This window comes from Solimicrobium silvestre, from assembly GCF_002976435.1.
GTDB classification, from domain to species: Bacteria; Pseudomonadota; Gammaproteobacteria; order Burkholderiales; family Burkholderiaceae_D; genus Solimicrobium; species Solimicrobium silvestre.
Genome location: NZ_PUGF01000009.1, coordinates 104,166 through 129,622 on the forward strand (window position 1 = coordinate 104,166; position 25,457 = coordinate 129,622).

A 25,457-nucleotide genomic window follows, 5' to 3' on the forward strand; every position below is an offset into this window, starting at 1 on the left:
AAACCATACCGTGTAGGTATCAGTGTTGAGGGCCGAGGGAGTGGCGCTCGCACTGGATCCAGCCGAGCTCGGCTGGATTTATTGACATACTTTTTATAGTCAAAATATTATTGCTTATTAGTATTTTGTATCCTAAAGTTTTAAATAGGGCTACGCAAAACCGCTCCAGCTGCGTTGTGCTCTCCTTGCTGTACTAAAGTACTATCTACGTCGGCTCGCCTTGCCGGAACAATTTTGCGTAGCCCTATTACAATCACGCCTTCGTGTCGCAAAACCTCGCAATAAGGGGTAATTATGCTTAAAGACATCAGCACTATTAGTCCGATAGACGGCAGCATTGTTGTTCAGCGTCGCTGCGCGACCAGTTCTGAAATCCAGGCAGTTTTGGCTAAAGCGACCTTTGCACAGCGTAAATGGCGGCAACTTTCCTTAGCTGACCGTTGCCAGCATGTTCAAAATGCAGTGGCTGAGTTGGTAACGGCCAGAGCCGGTATCGCTGAAGAAATTACCCGTCAAATGGGGCGGCCAATTCGCTATACGCCCAGCGAGATCAACGCCTTTCAAGACTGCGCCCTGCATTTAATTTCCATTGCTCCAGCGGCACTCGCGGATGTGATGCCAGCTCCGGTCAGTGGTATGCAGCGTTTAATGCGGCGTGAACCGCATGGCATTGTGTTCATCATCGCGCCGTGGAATTTCCCCTTGCTTACCTGCGTAAATAGCTTAATTACTGCTTTGCTGGCGGGGAATACCGTGGTTTTGCGCCATTCCTCGCAAACACCGCTGGTATCGGAGCGGCTGGTGGAAGCGTTTCATGATGCCGGTGTTCCAGATGGAGTTTTGCAATATGTGCATACGACCCACGCCGATACCCGGCTGATCATGAAAGCGCCTGAGATCGATTATCTGTGCTTCATCGGTAATAGCAGCAGCGCTTTAATGGTGGAGCAAATTGAATTGGGACGCTGTATTGGGCTTGGGTTGGAGTTGAGCGGGGTTGATCCTACCTATATTCGTGCCGATGCCGATTTAGAAAAAACGGTCGATGCAGTGGTCGAGGGCGCGATGTTTAATTCCGGCCAATCGTGCAGCGGAGTGCAACGGGTGTATGTTCATGCTTCGCGTTATCAGGAATTTTTAGACCGGGCGGTGGTCGAGGTTGAAAAATATGTATTAGGAAATCCCTTAAATGCATCTACTACCTTAGGCCCCTTGGTGCGATTATCTGCAGCTACTACGGTGCGTGAAATAGTCGGGCAGTCGATGAGTATGGGGGCAAAATGTTTGATCGATATCCATAAATTTGCACTCGATAATATCAATACTCCTTACATGGCACCGCAAATTTTAGCGAATGCCGATCATCAAATGAAGATCATGCAAGAAGATTGTTTTGGCCCGGTATTTGGCGTAATGCCGGTACAAACGGATGAGCAGGCAATTGAACTGATGAATGACAGCCATTATGGCTTGAGTGCTTCCGTATTTACTCAGGATATTACAGCGGCAATGCAGATCGGTGCGCAGGTGCAAACCGGAACCTGGTTGATGAATCGCTGTGATTATCATGACCCGGCCTTAGCCTGGAGTGGCGTAAAACAAAGCGGTCGCGGGGTTTCTTCCAGTTATTTGGGCTTTGTGCAATTAACCCGGGTGAAGTCTTACCATATGCGCAGTTGGTGAATGCGAGTCAACCCGGCCCGGCTAACCCTAACTCATGGCGGTTAGCTCATGACCTTACCGCAGACGTGATTTCTTCCCTGATTCTTCGCCAGATAAAGCTCTGCATCGGCTTGCGTCAATATTGAAGTCGCTGAGTCCACCATCATACTTTGCTTGGTACATACCCCCAAACTGATCGTTAAAAAGGGTGCCGCTTTAGATACGGCATGCGGTATTTGTAGTGATATCACTTCTTGCCGGAGCTGTTCTGCCACCGTCATCGCGCCTGCCAGATTAGTGTCCGGAAGCAGGCAGACAAATTCTTCGCCACCATAACGCGCCATTAAATCGACGGAACGGTTAATACAACTGTTGAGTTTGTTGGCGACCAGCCGCAAACAGTCATCACCCATTAAATGGCCATAACAATCGTTATACAGTTTAAAAAAATCCACATCGATGATGATAATGCTGAGTTCTGAATTATGACGTATGGCGCGCCCCCATTCGGCATTCAGGCGCTCGTCAAAATAGCGGCGATTTTTTACGCCAGTCAGACCGTCGATATACACCCAATCGCGCAGCATATCGGATTGCGCTTTGAGCATGAGCTGGTTTTTGACTCGGGCATGCACAATTCTGGGGTTAATCGGCTTTGAAATAAAATCGACAGCACCGGTATCGAGCCCCTTGGTTTCTTCTGCTTCATTATGGTGACCGGTAATAAAAATAACTGGAATATTGCTGGTATGTACGTCTGCTTTGAGCCTCCGACAAACTTCATAGCCATCCATGTCCGGCATTTCCACATCCAGTATGATCAGATCGGGCAACTTGCTTTGACACAAACTCAGCGCTTGCTCGCCACTGGTTGCCATAAAAATTTGATAGTTTGCGGAAAAAAGTTCGTATAGCGTTTGAATATTTAACGGCTGGTCGTCGACAATCAGTAACCGTTGCCGGTTCATTGTTGAGCCTGTCTGCGCACTAGCTGAAAACGTGTCGATAGGAGTGTTGATCATTTTGAGAGGTTCTCTAGCAAGGAGGTGCAAAGTTGAAATGCTTTTTCAAAATTCAAGGCATTAATCGCCTCATCGATAGGTGATAATAATTCGCCATAGTTGGCATTTTTTCGTAATAAATTCATGGATTCAAGCGCTGCCATGTCGGAATTTTTTAATCGCTCCGACATGGTTTGCAAAACACTGATTAATTCATTCGATGACAATTTTTTTGGTACGCCGGCCATGCGCTTAGTCACGGCGTCAGTCTCATTCTGCATGGCTTGTAAGGCCTTTAACAGCATCGCCAAATTTGACGAACAAGAGCTGATGGCATTACAGACTTGCTTCACGATCGACTCGGCTTCTGAAACACTTAACGTACCGCCAAATTGGAGCTCGGCATAGCCTGCGGCAGTCATCAACGAGTTGATGCCTAATGCGCCAGTCAAACCTTTTAGTGTATGAAATGCACTGCGGAGCTGGTTATATTCTCCAGCGATCAGATGCCGATGAAACTTCTCCGGCATCAACGTTACATCGCTCATAAAAGTACGCAACATGCGCAGGTACACGTCAGATTTGTTACCGATCCTGTTAAAGGCGGTGGTCAGGTCGACATTCGCTGCAGCAGCCGCATCTATCGCTGGTTTGGTAAACACCTGTTTGGACGTGAAAATACTAATTTTTTGCGTCATCTCCACATCAACCGTTTCTTGGCGGCCGGTATGCTTAAGCAAAATATTAACTAAATGGTTGAGGTCGAACGGTTTTCCTACATGGTTATTCATTCCTGCAGCCAAGCAGGCTTCACGGTCAGACGCCATGGCGTTGGCTGTCATGGCGATAATGGGCAGATTTTGCATACCTAAATTGATACGAATTTTAGTGGTGGCTGTAAATCCATCCATTACCGGCATTTGCAGATCCATCAACACCAGATCAAACGGTATGTGGGCCTCCGTAATGGCATAAATAACTTCCTGCCCGTTATTCGCAATCTGGATAATTGCGCCCTCACATTCCAGCAATTCGCGCACTACCTGTTGGTTATTCAGGTTATCTTCCGCCACCAGCACGCGCATGCCTTGTAATCGTTTGACTGTGTTATTGGTTAGCGTGGCGGGTGAAGTTTGTTTGTGATTAGAACGCACATCAAATCTGCGGTGGGGGGCAGTTTGATTTTGCTCGGGAACATCAACGTTATTGATGATAGGCAGTGAAATAGAGAAATAAAACCGGCTGCCATGCCCAAGGCTACTTTCCAATTCAATTTTTCCACCCATGAGTTCGACAAAATGCTGGCTAATTGCCAAACCCAAGCCAGTGCCACCAAAGCGGCGCGTGGTCGATGCTTCGGCCTGTATAAATCCTTTGAAAATATCGGTTTGATTTTTGAACGCAATGCCAATTCCTGAATCAAGCACGCAAAATTTCAAGGTGACTTTAGCTGAGTTTTGTCGCACTACGCTTACCGAAACGACCACCTGCCCACGTTCAGTGAACTTAATGGCGTTACTGCTTAAGTTAACCAATACCTGTTGCAAGCGCATTGCGTCACCAAATAAATTACCGGGTATGGTTGGATCAATGTCAAACATGACTTCGAGCGGCTTTTCACCGACGCTGTTCGCCAGGATGTCGGATAAATTAAGCATCAACTGCTCTAAACTAAATGAATGACAATCAAGCGACATCTTGCCCGCTTCAATCTTGGAAAAATCAAGAATTTCATTGAGCAGATCAAGCAAGGAACGCGCTGCAGTATCACTCTTCACCGCATAGTCGGTCTGTGCTGAAGAGAGTTCCGTTTTACGCAACAAGGTCAACATACCTAAGACGGTATTCATTGGAGTACGTAGTTCATGGCTCATATTTGCCAGAAACTGGCTCTTGGCAAGGGAGGCGGCAAGTGCCGTTTCGCTGGCTTGCTTTAAGGCGTCTTCGGCTTGTTTTTGCGTCGTAATATCGGTATGGGTACCGACCATGCGTAATGGCGCACCTTGACTGTCGCGTTGAACTACCATGCCACGATCTAAAACCCACAGGTACTGGCCGTCTTTGCAGCGCATTCTATGTTCATTAGAGAAACTGCCACTTTTATTATCCAGATTTTTCTGCACGTCAGCCATCACCCGTTGCATGTCATCAGGATGCAGTCGGCTCGACCATTCGCTAATGTCATCGCCGATATCGGACTCTTGATATCCCAACATTTCTTTCCAGCGCTTAGATAGCTGTACTTTGCCTTGCTTAATATCCCAATCCCAAACGCCGTCGCCACTGCCTTCCAGCGCAAATTTGATACGTTCTTCGCTAATGCGCAATGCATTTAGCGCATTTTTCTCTGATTCGGTCGCGCTGGACAACGCGCGCTCAACCCGTTTGCTTTCGGTAACTTCTTCAAATATATAAAAACGCCCAAAATACGTATCGGCGGAATCGCGGATTTGGGTTGAAAAACGGCGTACCACCCGATCATTTTTAAACAGGATTTCATCTTCAATCACAATTTGGTTATATTCGTCCTGCAAAGGCCAGCATGATTCCGTATAGCTGATCGGGTCTGCTACAACGGCCAGACAATCCGGTGCGATGTCATTGTGCTTTAATTCACCACGGCGCATGGCATCTGCCAAGTGTTCAATGCCCCAAATTGTGCAGAAGCGCAGGTTGAAATAAAGGATTTTATCGCTGCGAATATCCACGACCAGGAACGCCAGTGGCGATGAATTAGACATCATCTGCAACAGTGACTCATTCCAGCGCAGCGCTTCTTCGGCGAGTTTGCTGGCGGTAATGTCGGTGCGTATGGAGATGTATTTTTCTATTTGCCCAAATTCATCCATGAACGGCGCAATAAAAGTGTCGACCCAATAACAGGAGCCATTCTTAGCGCAATTACATACCTGGCCGCGCCAAGGCTTACCGACCGAAATGGTGCGCCACATGTCGTGCCAAAACTCAGGCGGGTGTGTGCCGGAGTTAACAATACGGTGGTTTTGCCCCAGTAACTCCTGGCGCGAGTAACCGCTAATTTTGCAGAAGGCATCATTAATTTCAGTGATCGTGCCGGCACGGTTGGCGATAGAAACGATGGCGTGTAAATTCAGTGTACTCAGTAACGCGCTGCTGTCACGCAAGGCGTTTTCAAGATTTAACGCCGCATTTTTACTGGCTGAAATATCGGTGCGGATCGAAATATACTTTTCAATCAGGCCGTCTTTGTCCACAAACGGCGCAATCACTGTATCAACCCAATACAAAGAGCCATCTTTGGCGCGATTGCAGACTTCGCCGCGCCAAGGGGTGCCGTTAGAGATGCTATTCCACATGGTCGTCCAAAAATCGGCTGACTGGACTCCCGAATTAACGATCCGATGATTTTTACCCATCAGTTCTTGGCGTGAATAGCCGCTAATCCGGCAAAATGCGTCGTTGACCTGGATTATGTTTCCAGCGCGGTTAGCAATAGAAATAATCGAATGCAGATTAAGGGTACTTAACAGCGCAGTACTGTCACGCAGTACTGATTCAAAATTCAGCGCCGAGATTTTGCTGGCGCTAATATCGTTGAATATAGAAATATATTTTTCTATTCGACCGTTTTGATCAACAATCGGCGCGATGACGGTATCTACCCAATATAAAGAACCTTTTTTAGTCCGGTTGCAGACTTCACCGTGCCATGGAATACCTTTGGAAATGTCATTCCACATCGCCATCCAAAATGCCGTATCTTGTAGTCCCGAATTAATAATGCGATGGTTTTTGCCAATGAGTTCTTGTCGTGAATAGCCGCTGATTTTGCAAAAAGCGTCGTTGACGTCGATAATATTTCCGGCTCGGTTGGCGATAGAAATAATCGAATGCATATTTAATGTGCTTTGCAATGCTTTACTGTCGCGCAGCGTGCCTTCCAGCATTAAGGTGGCGTTTTTGCTGGCGGTAATATCGGTATGAATAGCGCTATATTTTTCAATCTGGCCATGCTCATCGACAAACGGAGCAATGAGAAGATCTACCCAATATAACGTGTTGTTTTTATCCTTGTTACAGACTTCGCCACGCCATGATTTGTTTTCAGAAATAGTTTTCCACATGGCGCGCCAAAACGCCGTATCTTGCACGCCTGAGTTAATGATGCGGTGGTTTTTACCTAGCAGTTCTTGGCGCGAATAGCCGCTAATTGTGCAAAATGCATCGTTGACTTCAATGATGTGACCGGCGCGGTCAGTGATAGAAATAATGGCGTGATCATTTAACGTTGCCAGCAGGGCATCGCTGTCGCGGATTAGTTTTTTATTAAGGCGGGAGTCCAGATCGGTTTTCAATGCCATCGTCAGATTTAACATTGAATTAATTAATAACAAACCCGCCGAGTAGCCGATCATCCGCACGCCGTGCAAGATCCACCACTGTAAATTCCAGGGTGTTGAATATTCGATCAATATCGCTGACAGGCCAAAAATTACGCATTGCAGGCATAAATATAAATCGGCTGATTTTTTATTGTTATAGAAACAAACCAGCAGCTTCACTGACGCGGCTAAAAACAGGCATCCACCGCCGACATTTAGCAAGGCGGTTAAGTCGCCTCCCAGCGCAATCTCTGGAAAGCGGTGTGGGAATAAAATTACCGCGATGCTCAGTAAAACGATGCTAATGAGGATGAAAATACCCAAATTCTTACGTAATAACTTATTTTCAAGCAGCACGCTGGGTAGCAAAATGGCAGCAAATAGTAGGCCGCCAAGGGCATCGGAAAGGCCGTGCAGCAAAATGAAAACCGATCCGGCGGGTTGCAATGAATGCAAGGCATCCAGGTAGCCCATAACAAGCAAGGCAACCGCAATTTGGATGTTAAAGCTACTACCTTCTTTTAAAACATCTAAGCGCAATAGTAGATAGGCCGCAATCGCGGCAAAGAGTGCGCCGCTAATTCCTAGCCCGGTATACCAGGCAATATTTATAAAAAGCGTCTGGTCGCCAACATATAAAGACAAGATGGAATTAAGTAGCAGTGCTGCGATACCCAAGCCGAATGTTCCCAGCAGCAAAGTGCGATGGGTTTGATATTCTGATATGGGTATGAGAATTTTCATCAACAGATAGTTTTTGATTGGTTGAGAGTTAATTCGACATTAAATTTATTGCATCAAGCAAGCGGCCAAGCAGCTTAAGTCACACTGAAGGATAGGAGATTTAACGCCAATTACTACGTTGGAATGTTTTAATGTGGAATTTAAATACGTGTTTTGGGCGGAGTAGGGCGTTATTGCTGAGTAGCACAATTTAGCCAGTCATTTCTATGTCACACGGCAACTTTATAATGAATTTCATTAATTTGAGGTGCGATTTGTGATGCGGCTTTACTTATTAATCACAAGTCGACATTTGTTGATTGTCAGTACATTTTTTACTTCTGACGTCAAAAAAACAGCAGCGTCAGCCCCGCATAGGCGGGTATCCATTGATGGATCAAGGAACATCATGCGACATTACTAGCCATAAAGAAGTTGTTTTTTAAAAATTATTGCTCCGAAGTGCAGTGAAAAAGTGGATAATTGCGCAGCTCTTAAATACTGATCTCCCATTCAGCAATCTGCCCCTCAATAGACCGATTTCAGCAAAGTAGTTCATACGATGGAACATTCCCAATTCAACGGCCAGGCATGGCAACGTAATAATTCCGCATCTCACCAGCCGAATCGCTGGGACTGGATGGCTTTGCCCATCATTATCGGAATCTTGTTTTTCCTGGCATTTGGCGCGTCGCAAATGGCGACCCCGTATCAGGTTGGAATGCCATTAGAGATCACGCTAGATCCGTGGTATTTGCCGTATTACTTATTGCGCACCACTTTGCGCATGATGACAGCGCTATTGTTATCCCTGATCTTTAGCTTTGTATTTGCCGCGTTGGCTGGGCGTTATCGGCTGGCGGAAAAAATCATGGTGCCAGCCTTGGATATTTTGCAATCGATACCTGTGTTGGGTTTTTTAACCATTACCGTGACCGGTTTTATCGCGTTGTTTCCAGGTAGTTTGCTTGGTGTGGAATGCGCAGCGATTTTTGCAATTTTTACCTCGCAAGCTTGGAATATGGCGTTTAGCATGTACCAATCCATGCGCACCGTGCCATCCGATTTACGCGAAGCGGCACGTATTTTCCATCTTTCTTCTTGGCAGCGGTTCTGGCGTTTGGAGTTACCTTTCGCCATGCCAGCGTTGTTGTGGAACATGATGATGTCGATGTCGGGCGGCTGGTTTTTTGTGGTCGCTTGCGAAACCATCACCGTATCCAATCACAATATTCAATTGCCGGGCATTGGTTCCTATATTGCCTATGCGATTAATCAGGAAAACTATTCAGCAATGGGTTGGGCAATTGGTGCGATGTTGCTCGGTATTTTAATGTACGACCAATTGTTGTTCCGGCCGTTGATTGCTTGGGCGAATAAATTCAAATACGAACAAACCGGCGACCAAGGCGGACAAGAATCGTGGTTTTTGACCTTATTGCGACGCACCAATGCAGTTCAGGGTGTTACTGCACGATTGATCGAATACTTTGAGCGCGGTTTATTGCTGTTCAGAAGAAACTACGACGGCACTTCCATCATGGCGCGCCCGCAACGGATTAATCCGACTTTTGAACGCGTCAGTGACGCCGTGATTGCCGCACTGGTGATGTTTGCCTGCTGGGAAATCGGCTCGTACATTCACAGCGCGGTAGGTTGGGGCGAAGTGCTAAGAGTATTTTGGTATGGTTTCCTGACGTTGTTGCGGGTGACGATCATGATCACGTTGGCGTCATTGGTTTGGGTGCCGATTGGTGTTTGGATTGGTTTGAATCCTAAATACACTGAACGCCTGCAACCGATAGCGCAATTTATGGCGGCATTTCCAGCCAACTTCATGTTCCCTTTAGTGGTGATTGTGCTGGTTAAATATCATCTCAATCCTGACATTTGGCTCACCCCGTTAATGGTGTTCGGTACCCAGTGGTACATCTTGTTTAACGTGATTGCTGGCGCTAGTATTATTCCGACTGAATTAGTGTATGCCGCTGATAATTTTGGCTTGTCTGGCTGGATGCGTTGGAAACGGTTCTTGCTGCCAGCAGTTTTCCCTAGTTTTGTAACCGGCGCAATTACCGCTTCTGGCGGTTCATGGAATGCCAGTATCGTGTCCGAATACGTTACTTGGGGTAACAATACGCTGACCGCGACGGGCTTGGGTAGCTATATTGCCCAGGTAACAGCTACCGGTGATTTCCCGCGGGTGGCTCTGGGTATTTCTGTGATGTGCTTTTTTGTGATCGCGTGTAACCGCTTTATCTGGCGTAAGTTATATCGGATCGCTGAAGAAAAAATGAGTTTCTAAAAGTTTAAATAGTGAAGGCTAGGCAATGGATCAATCAGCGAAACAACCAACGAATACACCAGCGAATCAAGCACTGATTAACTTGAGCGGCGTCAGTAAAAATTTCCGGACCGCCGATGGTTCGGAACGAGTTGTATTGGAAGGTGTGGATTTCACTTTAAAAGAAGGTGAAATCGTCGCCTTGTTAGGTAAATCCGGTTCGGGAAAATCGACTTTATTGCGGATTATGGCCGGTCTGTTACCTGCCGATAAAGGCCAGGTTATTTATCGTGGACAGCAATTGTTTGGACCGGCACGCGGCATTGCGATGGTGTTTCAGTCGTTCGCCTTATTTCCTTGGCTGACCGTTCAGCAAAACGTGGAATTAGGTTTGGAAGCGCAAGGAATCCCTAAAGAGATCCGCGCAGAACAAGCGGAAGCCGCCATTGAAATGATCGGGCTGGCCGGTTTTGAAGGCGCTTTGCCTCGCGAATTATCGGGTGGTATGAAACAGCGGGTTGGGATCGCCCGTGCCTTGGTTATGAAGCCGGATGTATTGTTGATGGACGAAGCGTTTTCCGCTTTGGACGTATTAACCGGCGAAACGCTGCGTAACGATATGCTGGAATTATGGGAAAGTAAAAAAACCCCGATGAAGGGTATTTTGATCGTTTCGCATAACATTGAAGAAGCCGTCATGATGGCGGACCGTATCTTGATTTTTTCTAGCGATCCAGGCCGGGTCCGCGCAGAAATTAAAGTCTCTTTACCGCGCGACCGTTCAGAAGATTCACCGGAAGTGCGCGCCTTGATTGACGAGGTGTACACCCAAATGACGACCACGCCGGTCGAGTCCGATTTCAGCGGTCAAAGCAGCGCTCAAAATCAAGCGTTCCGCTTACCGGAAGCTGAAATCAGTCAAATGGAAGGCTTGCTGGAAATGCTGGCCGATGAGCCATTTAATGGCCGCGCCGATTTACCTAAACTGGCCGAAGAAGCCGGTTTATCAGATGATGATTTGTTCCCTGTCTATGAAGCGTTACGTTTGATTGGTTTAGTTCATATCGAGCACGGCGACATTCATTTAACCAGCCTCGGTCAACGTTATTGCCAGGCCGATCAAGCTTTCCGTAAGCATTTATTCGGTCAGCAATTGTTAGAAAATGTACCGTTGGCTGCACGTATTCATCACAGCCTGAAACAAGAAAAATCAGGTGAAATCCGCAAAGAACCGTTCCTCAATTTGCTGGAAGAATTCTTGTCCGCAGAAGAAGCTAAGCAGATGTTGGAAGTGGCGGTGGAGTGGGGCCGTTACGGTGAAATGTATGAATACAACTATCACACTGGTATGTTGAAGTTGCCGGATGCTGAATAAGCGTTGAGTTTGTGAGCTTAAATCTTCTGTACTTTTAGTGCAGGAGATTTTTCTACCTATTTTATTGCTTAATCCTAGTCAAACAACTTGTTTTACTGCTAGTCAGATGCTCCGTATAGTCATTTCAAACCGAACTATATTATTCACCGGAGTCTGCCATGAACGCACTTAAACGTATATTTAGTATCCTGGGTATTTTCGTCGCAACGTTAGCTAGTGTCGGTGTCACATCTGCCGCCGAACCCCGCTGGACCTTTGACGGCGCAATTCATAACAACTCCCTGGCAATCAGTCCCGACGAAACTATTGCGGTAGCCTCTTACAGCGAGCGCCCAGATGTTGTCGTCTATGATCTCAATTCAGGCAAGGTACGTGCTGTATTACATGGCTACGTCACTCCGCGCAATATCGTCTTCGACCCATCAGGAAAATCATTCTATGTGTCGGATAGCAGCTTGGGGCAGATTAAAAAAATCGATACTGCATCACTGCAAGAACTGGCTACTTTACCGGCGGGAGCAGGTGCGTTCGGAACCACCATTAGTCGAGACGGGCAGACGTTGTATGTGAATAATGAAGCCGCTAGCACCGTGACCAACTTTGATCTGACAACTAATCGCCCCAAGGCAGTCATTACCGGTTTTGCTCAACCGCGCCAAGGCGTACGACTCAATTCTTCAGGTGATACGCTGTTCGTCACGAATTTTCTAGGTGACAAGATTACCTTGGTGGACACGCAAAGCAATAAGATCGTGGCAGAGATAACCGGGTTTAATAAAATTCGCGCCATTTCCATTACGCATGATGGAAAGCAACTGTTCGCCGCCAACAGTGGTAGCAACAGTATTGCAGTGGTGGATATTGCCAAACGCCAGATTATTGCAACAATTCCCGTTGGTAAAGATCCGTATGGAGCAGCACTAACGCCAGACGAGCATTCCCTTTATTCCGGTAACTTGGCAGATAACACCTTGTCGGTGATTTCCTTAGCGTCGCAAACAGTGACTGCCACCGTGAATGGCTTTAAACAACCTCGGCAAGCGATTGTATTTACTCACGATAGCAAGTTCGCCTACGTATTAAATGAAGATTTGAGCATAGTCAAACTTGATCTTGCCAGTAATCAGGTTGTTGAAACGCTTCATTAAAAAATTACGGGTGTGGTTGAAATAGCTCAAAACAAATCAATATCACTTTCAGTTATATCCACCTGCAATTTTCCTGAAGCCACTAATTGTTCGAAAATCACTGACTGATTGCGGCCATGCTCTTTTGCGTAATAAAGAGCTTTGTCCGCTCTATCCATAATAGTGACAGGCAAGTCAGATGGCGCAATAAAGGTGGAGCCGATGCTCACCGTGACATGTCCAACCTGGGGGAAATGATAGGCCTCTATCACGTGTCGAAAACGTTCCATGATGAACTCGGCGGTTTTTGCGTTGACGTTGCGAATTACCGCCACAAACTCTTCCCCTCCAACTCGGAACAGCAAGTCATACTCGCGAAACGTTTCGCTGATGCATTGAGAGAAGTGTAATAAAACTTCGTCCCCCACCAGATGTCCGTAAGTATCATTGACCCGTTTAAAGTGATCAATATCAAACAGGGCAAGGCAATACTGGGCTTTGTCAGCGTTACGTTTACTCCCTGTTCCCAGCGAAATGATGATCTGCATCATCTTGTCGTCGAATGATTTTCGATTTAATAAGCCGGTAAGATGGTCGCGCTGGTTATCATTGAGCAGTGCTAGATAATTACGATAAAACCCAATGAATCTGGTTGCGAGTTCCTGCTCCTGTTTAATCAACTTTTTACAATCGATAGCGAGAAACTCCGTCACACCTTTAATGCCGAGGATAGGATAAATACAGCGAAACAAGGAATTTTCCTGATCACCGATTTGCTCTATCACAACATCGCGACGTTCATAGGCCATCAAAAATTGCGCTTCGTCACTGAACCGCATTGGTGCTGGCAGGTCTTTTTCTAACCTGTCATCGTAACCAACTCTGACTAAAAAATCTTCAGCTTGAGCTTTAGATAATTTCTTGAGAGTATGCATTTCATAAAGGGTGATCGAATCGGCAGAGATGATATCGTTCAGCGTTTGAATTAGCGAGCATTGGAAAGCCTTGATCTCTGGTTTTTCAATCAACTTAGTTAAAGAAAGCAATAGCTTGGAATCGGTTGAGCGTGTCATAGAAGTAAGTTTTCTAATTACCCTGTTTTAGACGAGATAACTCATTGATATTAGCAAACGGAATGCGACTTTGCTGAGTTTAATTCACTCGCTGGCGGGCGCTTAATAACCTGGCTCGTCGTTTTCTAGCCCAAATTATTACCCCCGTAGCGCTAAGAAGTGCGACCGCGATACCCATAATCGAGATCAGTATGCGTCCGGTCAGGCCGAGAATACGTCCTGAATGCAAGGGGAATTGTGCCTGCAAGAATAAATCTCCAGCGCTGCCAGTGCCTGGAATTTTACTGCCAGCCAGTTGGCCGTTATCGGCGTCAAAATAGAGCCAAGTGTTGCCTAATCCAATATCGCCATGATCATTGCCCGCGTTGAAAAAACCGACGCCATAGACACCGAACTCGGATGAATAAAAAATACCGCCAACAGGTAATGACCAACCTCGTCGTCGACCTTCGTCGGCAGCCAGTTCCACGACCTGCTCGCGGCTAAAACTGGCTTCAACGGTATGTTCTGGCGCGAGAGGTTTCCGGCTATCAAAGATATCAGGTGTCAGTGGCGAAAAAAATTGAATGATAGGTCGTATCAGCGGACGCTCAAGATTCATCGAGACGGAAGTAACGGCCAGAATCAACAGTAAAATCCACAGCCATACCCCGCCGGAACGATGCACATCGAAATTTAATTTATGTCCGCCTTGTTGCCAGCGGAAAACAAATGATTTGCGCCAACTGCGCCAATTTGGGAATGATAACCATAAGGCAATGAAGCAGTCGAACGCCCAAATTACACCGATGATGCCCATCAGCCAGATGCCTAGCTCAATACCGCCGACGTCAGGAAGAAACATCGTGTAATGGAGCTTATATAGAAACGGGAGTAAATTTTCTCTGTCCAGGGATAATGCGCCCCACATGCGCTTGCCTTGTATCTCCGCTGTGACTGGGTCGACAGCGATCTGATTGAAGCCCAACGCAAATGGCCGCTTGGTTGCGGGATCAGTACGACCTTCCACCATCATCATGCTGGTATGAGCTGCGTCACTTTCCGTTAATACGTAAGTGACGCGTAGACGTTTATCCTGCGCCTCTACCTGATTTGCCAACGCTAAACCGGGTAGGGCTTCCATTCCAGGTAATTGCTTGGCACTATGCGCTTTAAATAATTGCGGATTGAGCCAGGCATCCAGCTCATGATCCCAAGATATGAAGGCACCGGTAGCACCAGCAATAAACAAGAAGAGGGCTGCCGCCAAACCAAACCAGCGGTGCAAGATGACAAACAGGGGACGAATAGACATAGTCAGCGGACCTTAATATTTCCAGTTAAGCGAAATGCTGCCGTTAATTGGGGCGCCATAATAAGCTTGCGACCAGTACAGGCTGGAAATATATTTTTGATTCGTGACGTTATTGATATTGGCGCTGACACTGAGTTGTTTGCTGATGTCGTAACGCATCATCAAGTTCAGCAATCCATACCCTTGCTGGGTAGTCGTATTGGTTGGCGCGCTCTGCACATAGCTGGTCTTACCTTGCCAGTTGAAACTCGCGCCAATTTTCAGCTTTTCCAGCTGCGGTACTTGGTACGTGGTTGCCATGCGCAGTAGCGTTTTCGGTACATAGGTTCTGGCCGGATTACCATCCTGATCCTTAATAGTCATTGCTGTATAACCGAGGTTTGCTTGCCAACCTTTAGCCAACTCGCCAGAGAGCTCCATTTCTACACCTTCTGAATTCGCATTGATTCCACGGTAATAAGCCGTAGTGCCGATATAGCCAGCCTGTTCGGCGGCATTTTGCTGCTCCACGCGGAACAGGGCCGCAGATGCGTTGAGTTTGCGGTCAATCAAATCGCTTTTTAACCCGAGCTCATAACTTTTTCCCGTAACAGGCGCTAGCGTTGCACCGCTGGCATTGGTCTGGTATTGCGGATTGAAAATTTCGGTATAGCTTGCATAAGCAGATACGCTCTTGTTCAGGTCGTATACCAGACCTGTATAGGGAGTAGTGGCACTGGCGCTGGTTTGGTGGCTAATGCCGTATGCAATACCGGTACTTTGCGCATCGGTATAGTTGGCACCGATCAGTAGTTTCCAATCGTCGGCCAAGTTAAGTCGGGTCGCTGCATAGGCGCTCTGGCGTTTGTCGGTGTAGGTGCTGCCAGCGGTCGAAGCATTAAAACTCGGCTCTGGATAGCTGCCGTCAAATGCGCCTGTTGCAGTCAGCGGGGTACCTACGCCTTGACCGTAATGGGAGATATCATCCAGTGTTGACCGCGACCAGCTAGCACCAAAGGTAAGGTCATGCTGACGCCCGCCTAATGTGTATTTGCCTGTGCCGTAGCTGTCGAGCAATGTTTGTTTGTTTTCAGAATCATACATTGACGGGTAGCTGTACAAGCCTAGCCCGGTACTTTGAACTGGTGTGCCGTACACATAGAATAATTTGCCGTCGGTGCTCAAACGATTATAACTAAGCGTCGTTTTCCATTGCCAGTCGTTACTGAAATGATGGTTTAATTCGGCAAAAGTACGTTGTTCCTCAGAATCCCAATAAGACCAGTTGGCCGAGGTGTTGGTGTTTACGCCGTAATTGGTCGGTGCGCCATTGCTGTAATACATAGGCAAAGCTCCCCACATCGCCCCTTCCGAATCATTTTTTTGGTAATTGTGTCCGACCGTCAATAAGGTGTTATCGCTCAAATTGGCTTCGATTACGCCGTAGAGCACGGATTTACTTGGTTTATAGCGATCCAAATACGAGTTGCCATCTTGCTGCGCAACAACAAAGCGAGCTGCCACGGTTTTTTCACTATTCAGGGCACCGGACACATCGGCGTCAATGCGGCGGGTATCCCAAGAACCGTAACTAACATCGCCTGATGCTTGAAAATCATAAGTTGGGCGCTTACGCACAAAATTGACCGTGGCCGATGGGTTTCCGGTTGAAGACATCAACCCGTTGGCACCGCGCACTACTTCAACGCGATCATAGATCGCGGTATCCAGATCACCGTTTTGGTTGCCGAATACTAGTGGTACGCCAACACCATCATATTGAAAATTGATGATATCGAAACCGCGTGCCGTGTAATAAGTACGATCGGTTTCCACTTTTTCGACAGTGACGCCAGTGGTGCCGGCCAGCACTTGATTAATATTATCTAGCTTGAAGTCGTTCATTTTGGTGCTAGTGGTGACTGACACCGATTGCGGTGTTTCGCGTAGCGACAGATCAAGTTTGGTTGCTGTATTACTTTTGCTGACGGTGTAGTCGTCAGTTTTTTCAGTCGGTTGTTGTTCGCTGTTTGATAGCACCAACACTTCCGGTAATTTAGTTTCTGTGTCTGTGGAGTTGATTTGCTGTGCAAACGCTATAGCAGGTGCGGTAACTGATAGCGCTAACGTCAGTGCCAGGGCGATAGGGCGTAATGTTAAGTGCGGTGGTAAAAAATAAGCAGGCGTATGGATTGAGTTGGCGATACTTGGCATTGATTACTTCCTATATAAGTTATTGCGATGCTTTTATTTTTTTACATTTTCTGCAAATGGAAACGCATTTTAATGAGAATGATTATCATTCGCAAGAATTATTTTATTTTTTACTCAACAAATCAAAGCGAACTCATTGACATAGCAACAAATTTACGCGACTGATATTGGGTAATTAATAGGGAAATGACATGAATAAAATGAACCTCGTTATATACTTCGTCGTTAGTGGTTCAACCCAATCAAGGCATGAAAAGTTATGTGGATAGATACACACTGTCATCTAGATGCACCCGAATTTAATGGCACTGGCGCACAAGTTGCATTGAGAGCCAAGCAACGCGGGGTGCGTAGTATTGTCGTACCGGCGGTATGTCGGGCAAATTTTGCCAGTGTGGCAAATTTAGGCCAGTTTGGCGGTTATGCGCTGGGAATTCATCCTATCTTTGTACCAAAGGCAGAAGAGGCCGATTTACAGTTTTTACGTACCTCGGTTGAACGCGCGATGTCTGATCCGCATTTTGTGGCGATAGGTGAAATTGGTCTGGATTTTTTTGTGGCTGAATTATGCACCCCTGAAATGCGCGAAAAACAGGCTTATTTTTACCGTGAACAACTACGCATAGCCAAGGATTTTGGTTTGCCGGTATTGCTGCATGTACGCCGTTCAGTGGATCAGATTTTAAAATATTTACGTCAAATTGGCGTTCCAGGCGGCATCGCTCACGCATTTAATGGCAGCCAGCAACAAGCTGACATGCTAATTAAATTAGGATTTAAATTGGGCTTTGGTGGCGCTATGACTTACACCCGTGCATTGCAGATTCGTCGTTTGGCCAGTACGTTGCCACTTTCCAGCATCGTGCTGGAAACCGATGCACCGGATATTCCGCCGAATTGGTTGGAAGCCGGTCAAAATTCACCTGAACAACTACCGCAAATAGCCGAAGTACTCGCACAGTTACGTGGCATTTCTTTGGATGAATTAGCCAGTGCAACCTGTGCCAATGCGTCTGCGGTATTGCCGCGCCTGTTGGCTCTACCGCCGCCTAGCTGATGCGCAGCACAATTATCGGCTTTGTTTTAGGAGTTTTACTGCTACAACAGCAGCGCAGTTTGTGGGAATGGCCTGCTTTAGCGGCGTTAATATGTGTGGCTGTACTAATTTTTCTTTCATTGCGTTGGGTGCACAGGGCTGCCTTATGCAACTTGTTCATGTTGCTGGTGGGTGGGTTGTCCGGCTGGGTTTGGGCGAGTGGCTTTGCCATTGTTGCTTTATCTACCCGATTAGCGCCAGAAATAGAAGAACAAGACATTGCAGTAGTCGGCGTTATCAGTAGTTTGCCGAGTCAATCTGATTATGGACAGCGTTTTCAGTTTTCAATTGAACGGGTTCTCACCCCTAATGTGAACTCCGCTCACATGCCTGACAAAGTACTACTCAGCTGGTACGAAGCAAATTCTTTTCAACGTTCTAATCCTCAAGTCAAAACACAATCAACAACGCCATTACAAGCCGGTGAACGCTGGCAGTTGAATGTACGTTTGCGCAGACCGCATGGGTTAGCTAATCCTTATGGTTTCGATTATGAAGTCTGGTTATTAGAGCAGGGCTTGGACGCGACGGGTACCGTCAGAAATGATCGTAACAATGCGATTAAAAATCAACAACTAAATAGCTTTGCGTTTAGCGTAAAAAATTGCATAGAATGGGCACGCGGAAAACTGCGCAATCGTATTTTAAGCGCATTACCTAATCAGCCTTATGCGCCAGTGCTGGTTGCATTGGTGATCGGCGAGCAAGGTGCCATAAGGCAAAGCGACTGGCAAGTGTTTGCCCGAACCGGTATTAGTCACCTCATTTCCATCTCTGGCTTGCATGTCACCATGCTGTCCGGGATGTGTGCGAACCTGATGTTTTATCTATGGCGCAAATCATTTTTTACCCGTTACCAATTACCCTTAATTTTACCGGCGCATAAAGCAGCAGCTTTGTCGGGCTTTTTGATGGCGCTAATTTATGTCGCCTTGGCAGGTTTTGGCGTGCCAGCGCAACGTACTTTAATTATGATTGCTGTACTGGCTCTGGCCTTGTGGATGGATCGGGTAACAAGTGTCAGCAATGTGCTGTGTCTGGCTTTGGCCCTAGTGTTACTGGTTGATCCGTGGGCGGTATTGTGGCCGGGGTTTTGGTTGTCGTTTAGTGCTGTTGGCATCATATTTTTTGTCAGCTTAGGGCGACGTGAGATGAAGGCGGTTGAACAATTCAGTCTATCGCCCAAACCTTCCATTCGAGCTAGCAAATTTTTTCAGCATATTCGACAAGCTTCAACTATCCAATATGCAATTACCCTTGGTTTAGTGCCGCTGACGATGCTGCTGTTTAATCAGGTATCCATCGTCAGCCCGATCGCCAATGCGGTCGCGATTCCTATAGTCAGTTTGCTGGTAACGCCCTTCGCTTTATTGGGTAGCGTCCTTCCGGCACCGATAGGCACTTGGGTTTTGGTGCTGACCAATTTTATTTTGCAGTATTTAATTTCTTTTTTAGGTTGGTTAAGCCAACTTTCCTGGGCTGTATGGCAAGCGCCACGCCCTGAAGTCTGGATGTTTTTATGTGCGTTTGCCGGCACCTTTTGGTGTCTGGCACCAAAAGGCTGGCCGTTGCGTTGGGCGGGCTTGTTGGCATGGCTACCTTTGTGCTTAAACAGCAGTAATTTTCCAGCACCTGGTGAATTCAAAGTGACAGCGTTAGATGTGGGGCAGGGGATGGCGCTATTGATTGAAACTGAGAGACATCGTTTGTTATACGATACCGGCCCGTCCTATTCGCCAGAGTCGGATGCAGGGAGTCGGGTAATTTATCCGTATTTGAAAATGCGCGGTATTAACCAGTTAGACGGTTTGATGATTAGCCACAACGACAGCGATCATTCCGGTGGTGCCTTGTCTTTGATGCAGCAACTGAAGATAAATTGGGTGGCAAGTTCTCTGGCGTTGGACAGCACGATAGTGCAAACAGCGCAACAACAGTCGCAGCACATCACTTGTTTAGCTGGACAATCATGGGAATGGGATGGCGTTCAATTTGAAGTGCTGCATCCACCCGCGGTGATTTATACCAGTGATAAATGGAAGCCGAACGCTAAATCATGCACCTTAAAAATTACCAACGGTGCTCATTCGCTGTTATTGGCAGGCGATATTGAAGCGATTCAAGAAGATCAGCTGGTCAATAGCATCCCAGAAAAGTTATCAGCTACCGTGCTACTTGCGCCGCATCATGGCAGCGGTACTTCTTCCACCACAGAATTTTTACGTGAAGTTAATCCGCAACTAGCCATTTTCCAACTTGGATACCATAACCGTTACCGCCACCCGAAATCTTCGGTTTGGCAGCGTTATGCTGATTTTGGCATTACGCGCTTAAGAAATGATGATGCCGGTGCTATTACGCTCAAGTTTGGTGCTGAAGTGAGTTTTGAGGAATACCGCGTTACGGATGCACGGTATTGGCATCCAACATTGAGTGCTGATCGCTATTAAATTTGATCCTTGGTTGAAATTAAGTTACAACTAAGGATTATATTGTCGGTTACCAACACAACTTAGGGTAATGCAATGACGGCCATTCCCGAACCAGAATTTTCTGCTCCCTTTTCTTCCTTATCTCTTGCTGATTTGGAATTAGCTGTTGCCCAAAAACCGCTAAATGTGGACTTACATAGACTGATGTTTGATAGAAAGCATCAGCAGGGCGATGAGCTTGGCGCGTTGGCGCATTTAATTGCTGCCAAAGCTATCGACGCATACTTAACCGATGATGGTAATAACGCTGCATGGCAACTCTACTTGGTTGCAACCGGTTACTTTATGAAGGGCGATTACGCAATTGCCGAACGCTGGTATCAGATTGTATTAACACTTGATCCCAACTTGGCTGCGGCCTATCAAAATTTAGTGGTAATTCATTTACACTTTGGCCGCCATGCCGAAGCGGAGGTGTGCCGAGCCCGCGCCTACCAGATTCAACGGGTGTTTATTGACCCTGTCGTGAATCCAGTGCGTCAATTATTGATTTTATGCGTGGGTCGTACTCAAGGAAATATTCCCTACGAAGTATTGTTGTCGGCGGAAACCAGCCAGCGCATTAAATACATTATTGATTACGCCGATGTAACTGAAGATGCGCAGTTACCGCCCTATGATTTAGCCTTTAACGCGATTGGCGAGCCTGATGTTGCGGCACCATTGGCAGAGAGATTAGATCGCTTTATCCAGACTTGTCAGCGTCCGATTTTAAATTTACCGACGTTGGTTGCCCGTACTCAGCGCCATCTGTTGAGCGAATTAATGACAGGATTGGAAAACGTGGTCGTCGCGCCGTGTGTTCGAATGGAAGCTGAACCTGTTTCAGCAGAACAGTTGCAAGCGAACATAGTTAATGGCGATATACACTTTCCCGTTTTAGTGCGCCCAGCAGGAAGCCACGGCGGTCAGGGTTTGGTGCGCTGCGATGATCTGGTAGCAACTTTAACCGCCTTGCAAAGCACAGATTCGGCGCACTATTTAAGCAGTTTTATTGATTGCCGCAGCGCTGATGGCTACTTCAGAAAATATCGGATTATTTATGTCGACAAGCAGCCTTTTGCTTATCACTTAGCGATCTCAAACGAATGGATGGTGCATTATCATTCGGCTGACATGGTGAGTAACGCGTGGAAAATTGCAGAAGAAAAGCTATTTTTGCAAAATACTGCGGCTGTATTGGGCGAGCCTGCAATGGCGGCATTAGTCCAAATTGGTCAGCGCCTTAATTTGGACTATGCCGGTATCGACTTTGCGTTACTGCCTGACGGACAAGTGTTTATTTTTGAAGCCAATGCGACCATGTTGGTACATCGCGTAGCGAGCGATGGCCTTTTGGCGCATAAAAACCCGTACATACAACGGATTGCTGATGCGTTTGAGCAAATGCAAGTGCGGCGGATATCAAACTTAGATTCGAGTAATACATCTAAAACCTGACAATTGGCGGCAGCATATCTTTATTTCGGCAATACTGTCAGCTTTCCAGCGCCACAAAAATTTACTCATGCCCGTTTCTGACACGCCATATTGGCTGCAAGCCACCTCCGATAATTCCTTGCCACTGATTCATTTTGTACACGGAAATAGTTTTCCAACGGGTACTTACAAGGTGTTTTTGGATCAACTACAAAGCAATTACCAAATTCGTGCTTTGGAAATGCACGGCCACAATCCGGCCTATCCAGTTACCGATTGCTGGCCGGAATTATGTAAGGAATTAATTGCCAGCTTAGAAGTAAGCCACGCGCGTCACAATAAGCCAATAATCCTGCTCGGACATTCGCTAGGCGGTATGTTGAGTTTAATGGTGGCAAAAATGCGGCCGGAGTTAGTGCGCTGCGTGGTGATGCTGGATTCGCCGGTAGTTGCAGGTTGGCGTGCCAAAGTGTTGCACGTCGCAAAAAGCCTTAATGTCGCCGTTAAATTTCCCCCAGCAAAATTCTCTTTAAAGCGGCGTGAAATTTGGCCGAGTAAAGAAGCAGCATTCCAGCATTTTGCCAGCAAGGATATGTTTGCCATCTGGCCTGAGCAAGTTTTGTGCGACTACATTAGTTTTGGTACTGAGCTGCATTCAGAAGGCGTGACATTGCGATTTAAACGGGATGTTGAAACAGCAATTTATTGTTCCTTGCCACATGCCATTAATCGATTTTGCGCGCAACCTTACCCAGTTCCGATCGGCTTTATTTGCGGGACAACATCGCAAGAGTGCAGTCAGGCTGGGCTATTTCACACAAAAAAACTGGTCGGTGAAAATTTTGACTGGATAGAAGGCGGGCATTTATATCCCTTGGAATCTCCTGAGCTTGCAGCAGAGAAGGCGCATGCAATGGTTCAGAAATTACTGGCGAAAACTAAATAAGGCATTTTTTTAGTAATTCGCAAAACTGATATCGTTCATTCAGGTTTGATTGTGTGAAACGAATTTAGCAAATATTTTCCACTGCACGATCTACCCAAACTACGTTGCAAAATCAAAAAAAGGCGGCTTTTTAGGCCGCCTTTTTGTCGTACTTAGCTAACGTTCAATTGTTCGATAATTATTACCAGATAATCACACGGTTTGCAGGCGCAACGTACATTTTGTCGCCTTTTTTCACATCAAATGCTTTGTAGAACTCAGGTTGGTTCTGGACTGTGCCATTACCACGGAATTCAGCAGGGGAATGTGGGTCAGTTTTGATCTGAACCAAGGTTGCTGCATCGCGTGATTTGCTTTGCCAAACTTGACCAAAGCCCATGTAGAAACGCTGCTCACCTGTAAAGCCATCAATCACCGGCGCTGGTTTGCCGTTCAATGAGATTTTGTAGGCTTTGAATGCAATCGCCAAACCGGAGTTATCAGCAATGTTTTCACCCAAAGTTAGTTCGCCGTTCACAAAATAACCAGGTAACGGGCTGAATGAGTTGTATTGCTTAACCAGTGCGGCGGTTTTTGCAGCAAATTTTTTGTGATCTTGCTTAGTCCACCAATCACGCAAATTACCTTTTTCATCGTATTGGCTGCCTTGATCATCAAAGCCGTGGCTGATTTCATGACCAATTACCGCACCGATTGCACCGTAATTCACCGCATCGTCTGCATTTGCATTGAAGAACGGTGGTTGTAAAATCGCTGCAGGGAAGACGATTTCATTCAACTCTGGGTTGTAATAAGCATTCACTGTTTGCGGCGTCATGCCCCATTCAGCGCGGTCAATTGGTTGACCGAGTTTGTTGATTTCAAACTGCGTAGCAAATTCATTTGCACGCATGCTGTTACCAATCAAATCATCTTTTTTGATGGTCAACGCTGAATAGTCGCGCCACTTGGATGGATAACCGATTTTTGGCATGAAAGTAGCCAATTTTGCTTGGGCTTCTTTTTTAGTCGCTGGGCTCATCCAGTCCAACTTGGTCACGCTTTGCTTGTACGCAGCTAACAAGTTATCAACCAATTTTTCCATTCTGGCTTTGTATTCAGGCGGGAAATATTTGGACACATAGATTTTACCCAATGCTTCGCCCATATCGCCATCAGCCATTCTTACGCCGCGTTTCCAACGTACTTCCTGTTGTGGGACTCCGCGCAATGTAGTGCTGTAAAACGCAAAGTGTTCGTCTGCGAAATTAGCTGGCAGTAAAGAAGAGTTGTCTGATAATGCGTGCCATTTAAAGTAGGTTTTCCATGTTGCCAACGGAGTATCTTGCATTACTTTGGCAAAGCCAGTGAAATAACTAGGTTGGGAAACAATCACATAAGTGATTTTGCCGTCAACGCCAACTGCTTTTAAATAGGACAGGAAATCATGATCTGGCGTAAGTGCATTTAACTTAGCCAATTCAATTTTGTTGTAGCCTTTAACTGGGTCACGTTGCTCAACTTTGCTCCATTGAACCTGAGCTAAAGCGGTTTCCAGTTTAATGATAGCGGCTGCGCTGTCAGCGGCTTTAGCGTCGCCAGCCATGCCCAACATTTTTTCTATGTGTTTTTGGTATGCGTCGCGTGCGCTTTTCAGCTTGGCGTCGTCATCTTTTAAATAATAATCACGATCAGGCAAACCTAAGCCGCTTTGACCAAGGTCAACAATATATTTTGTCGAATCTTTAGCGTCTTGGTGTATACCGAAACCGTATGGCGCTGTAATGCCGACACGGTTTAAATACGCGATTAAGGTTGGGATTTGATTTTTGTCGGAAACAGCATCAATTTGTGCAAAAGTTGCATCGAGTGGCTTCAGGCCAAGCGCATCGATGGTAGTAGTGTCCATATAACTGGCATATAAATCACTGACTTTTTGCGCATCAGTACCAGGTGCAATATTAGGATCTTTGGATAAAGTTTCAATAATGCCTTGCATTTGCGGCAGAACTGCATCGGCCAAGACATTAAATGAACCCCAGCGTGATTTGTCAGCAGGAATCTCAGTAGTTTTTAACCAAGTGCCATTCACATGACGATAAAAATCATCTTGAATGCGCACAGTGCCGTCGATGTTTGCTTTTTCTATGCCTGATGGTAGGGCAGCAACAGAAGAGGTAGTTTCAGCTGTGGCAGGAGTTGCGGCGTACAGGCTGGCGCTGGATAAGGCCAGAACAATCGCGCTCAGGGCAAAGCGTTTGGTAAGTTGCTTCATTAAATAGCTCCAAATATTATTTTAAGAGTAAATGTGGAATTCGTGTTCGGTTTGGCAAAAAAGCCACTGTCTAAGACAAGGGTATTGTGAAATAGTTCTTTCGCCAATGCAATTAATTTGCAACTAATTGATGATATTTTCTTAAAAATAAGACATC

The 25,457-nt window shown here is 46.4% G+C and carries 14 protein-coding genes; 8 read left to right on the top strand and 6 right to left on the bottom strand.

Translation table 11 applies throughout. The annotated features are described in order from the left end of the window. The first annotated feature begins 294 nt into the window (after positions 1 to 294). Positions 295 to 1,683 carry an aldehyde dehydrogenase family protein gene (locus S2091_RS10985; protein WP_105531861.1) on the top strand — a complete coding sequence of 463 codons (1,389 nt, stop codon included), beginning with the start codon at positions 295 to 297 and terminating at the stop codon, positions 1,681 to 1,683. Between the two features lie 41 nt (positions 1,684 to 1,724). On the opposite strand, the gene S2091_RS10990 is transcribed toward S2091_RS10985, so the two are convergent. Then, a complete protein-coding gene (locus tag S2091_RS10990; protein ID WP_207769681.1) occupies positions 1,725 to 2,684 on the bottom strand; it encodes a diguanylate cyclase in 960 nt (319 codons plus the stop codon). Beyond that, complete coding sequence (locus tag S2091_RS10995; protein WP_105531862.1) at positions 2,681 to 7,768, bottom strand: PAS domain S-box protein; 5,088 nt, start codon at positions 7,766 to 7,768, stop codon at positions 2,681 to 2,683. The genes S2091_RS10990 and S2091_RS10995 overlap by 4 nt, the downstream gene beginning before the upstream one ends. 541 nt (positions 7,769 to 8,309) lie before the next feature. On the opposite strand from S2091_RS10995, the gene S2091_RS11000 reads away from it, so the two are divergent. From S2091_RS11000 to S2091_RS11010, 3 genes are all read left to right on the top strand, one after another. Continuing rightward, positions 8,310 to 10,052: an ABC transporter permease gene (locus tag S2091_RS11000; RefSeq protein ID WP_105531863.1), complete on the top strand. Its 1,743-nt coding sequence runs from the start codon at positions 8,310 to 8,312 to the stop codon at positions 10,050 to 10,052. Positions 10,053 to 10,077: 25 nt separating this feature from the next. Then, positions 10,078 to 11,406 carry an ABC transporter ATP-binding protein gene (locus tag S2091_RS11005; protein WP_105531864.1) on the top strand — a complete coding sequence of 443 codons (1,329 nt, stop codon included), beginning with the start codon at positions 10,078 to 10,080 and terminating at the stop codon, positions 11,404 to 11,406. A 158-nt stretch (positions 11,407 to 11,564) separates the two neighbouring features. Then, positions 11,565 to 12,554: a YncE family protein gene (locus S2091_RS11010; RefSeq protein WP_105531865.1), complete on the top strand. Its 990-nt coding sequence runs from the start codon at positions 11,565 to 11,567 to the stop codon at positions 12,552 to 12,554. A 26-nt stretch (positions 12,555 to 12,580) separates the two neighbouring features. Here S2091_RS11010 and S2091_RS11015 read toward each other — a convergent pair whose 3' ends face one another. The 3 genes from S2091_RS11015 to S2091_RS11025 all read right to left on the bottom strand — a co-directional run bounded on the left by S2091_RS11015 (position 12,581) and on the right by S2091_RS11025 (position 17,093). Continuing rightward, on the bottom strand, positions 12,581 to 13,606 hold the full coding sequence (locus tag S2091_RS11015; protein ID WP_105531866.1) for a GGDEF domain-containing protein: 1,026 nt from the start codon (positions 13,604 to 13,606) through the stop codon (positions 12,581 to 12,583). 79 nt (positions 13,607 to 13,685) lie between these two features. Then, positions 13,686 to 14,894, bottom strand: a complete 1,209-nt coding sequence (locus tag S2091_RS11020; RefSeq protein WP_105531932.1) for a PepSY-associated TM helix domain-containing protein — start codon at positions 14,892 to 14,894, stop codon at positions 13,686 to 13,688. An 18-nt stretch (positions 14,895 to 14,912) separates the two neighbouring features. Continuing rightward, positions 14,913 to 17,093, bottom strand: a complete 2,181-nt coding sequence (locus S2091_RS11025) for a TonB-dependent siderophore receptor (RefSeq protein WP_105531867.1) — start codon at positions 17,091 to 17,093, stop codon at positions 14,913 to 14,915. Positions 17,094 to 17,352: 259 nt separating this feature from the next. Here S2091_RS11025 and S2091_RS11030 point away from each other — a divergent pair, with 259 nt between their 5' ends. The 4 genes from S2091_RS11030 to S2091_RS11045 all read left to right on the top strand — a co-directional run bounded on the left by S2091_RS11030 (position 17,353) and on the right by S2091_RS11045 (position 23,046). Further along, on the top strand, positions 17,353 to 18,150 hold the full coding sequence (locus tag S2091_RS11030; protein ID WP_105531868.1) for a TatD family hydrolase: 798 nt from the start codon (positions 17,353 to 17,355) through the stop codon (positions 18,148 to 18,150). After that, entirely contained in the window at positions 18,150 to 20,639 is a 2,490-nt protein-coding gene (locus tag S2091_RS11035; protein ID WP_105531869.1) for a DNA internalization-related competence protein ComEC/Rec2, read from the top strand. The genes S2091_RS11030 and S2091_RS11035 overlap by 1 nt, the downstream gene beginning before the upstream one ends. 75 nt (positions 20,640 to 20,714) lie before the next feature. Continuing rightward, positions 20,715 to 22,121: an ATP-grasp domain-containing protein gene (locus tag S2091_RS11040; RefSeq protein WP_105531870.1), complete on the top strand. Its 1,407-nt coding sequence runs from the start codon at positions 20,715 to 20,717 to the stop codon at positions 22,119 to 22,121. Between the two features lie 67 nt (positions 22,122 to 22,188). Further along, positions 22,189 to 23,046: an alpha/beta fold hydrolase gene (locus S2091_RS11045; protein WP_105531871.1), complete on the top strand. Its 858-nt coding sequence runs from the start codon at positions 22,189 to 22,191 to the stop codon at positions 23,044 to 23,046. 181 nt (positions 23,047 to 23,227) lie between these two features. Here the strand turns inward: S2091_RS11045 and S2091_RS11050 are convergent, their stop codons facing one another. Continuing rightward, positions 23,228 to 25,300: a M13 family metallopeptidase gene (locus tag S2091_RS11050; protein ID WP_105531872.1), complete on the bottom strand. Its 2,073-nt coding sequence runs from the start codon at positions 25,298 to 25,300 to the stop codon at positions 23,228 to 23,230. Positions 25,301 to 25,457 lie beyond the last annotated feature (157 nt).

Excerpts from the sequence above, each read along its gene's own strand:
- S2091_RS10985 (WP_105531861.1), top strand. The coding sequence starts at position 295 with ATGCTTAAAGACATCAGCACTATTAGTCCGATAGACGGCAGCATTGTT.
- S2091_RS11030 (WP_105531868.1), top strand. The coding sequence starts at position 17,353 with ATGTGGATAGATACACACTGTCATCTAGATGCACCCGAATTTAATGGC.
- S2091_RS11015 (WP_105531866.1), bottom strand. The coding sequence starts at position 13,606 with ATGACACGCTCAACCGATTCCAAGCTATTGCTTTCTTTAACTAAGTTG.
- S2091_RS11010 (WP_105531865.1), top strand. The coding sequence starts at position 11,565 with ATGAACGCACTTAAACGTATATTTAGTATCCTGGGTATTTTCGTCGCA.
- S2091_RS11000 (WP_105531863.1), top strand. The coding sequence starts at position 8,310 with ATGGAACATTCCCAATTCAACGGCCAGGCATGGCAACGTAATAATTCC.
- S2091_RS11035 (WP_105531869.1), top strand. The coding sequence starts at position 18,150 with ATGCGCAGCACAATTATCGGCTTTGTTTTAGGAGTTTTACTGCTACAA.
- S2091_RS11040 (WP_105531870.1), top strand. The coding sequence starts at position 20,715 with ATGACGGCCATTCCCGAACCAGAATTTTCTGCTCCCTTTTCTTCCTTA.
- S2091_RS10990 (WP_207769681.1), bottom strand. The coding sequence starts at position 2,684 with ATGATCAACACTCCTATCGACACGTTTTCAGCTAGTGCGCAGACAGGC.
- S2091_RS11005 (WP_105531864.1), top strand. The coding sequence starts at position 10,078 with ATGGATCAATCAGCGAAACAACCAACGAATACACCAGCGAATCAAGCA.
- S2091_RS11050 (WP_105531872.1), bottom strand. The coding sequence starts at position 25,300 with ATGAAGCAACTTACCAAACGCTTTGCCCTGAGCGCGATTGTTCTGGCC.
- S2091_RS10995 (WP_105531862.1), bottom strand. The coding sequence starts at position 7,768 with ATGAAAATTCTCATACCCATATCAGAATATCAAACCCATCGCACTTTG.
- S2091_RS11025 (WP_105531867.1), bottom strand. The coding sequence starts at position 17,093 with ATGCCAAGTATCGCCAACTCAATCCATACGCCTGCTTATTTTTTACCA.
- S2091_RS11045 (WP_105531871.1), top strand. The coding sequence starts at position 22,189 with ATGCCCGTTTCTGACACGCCATATTGGCTGCAAGCCACCTCCGATAAT.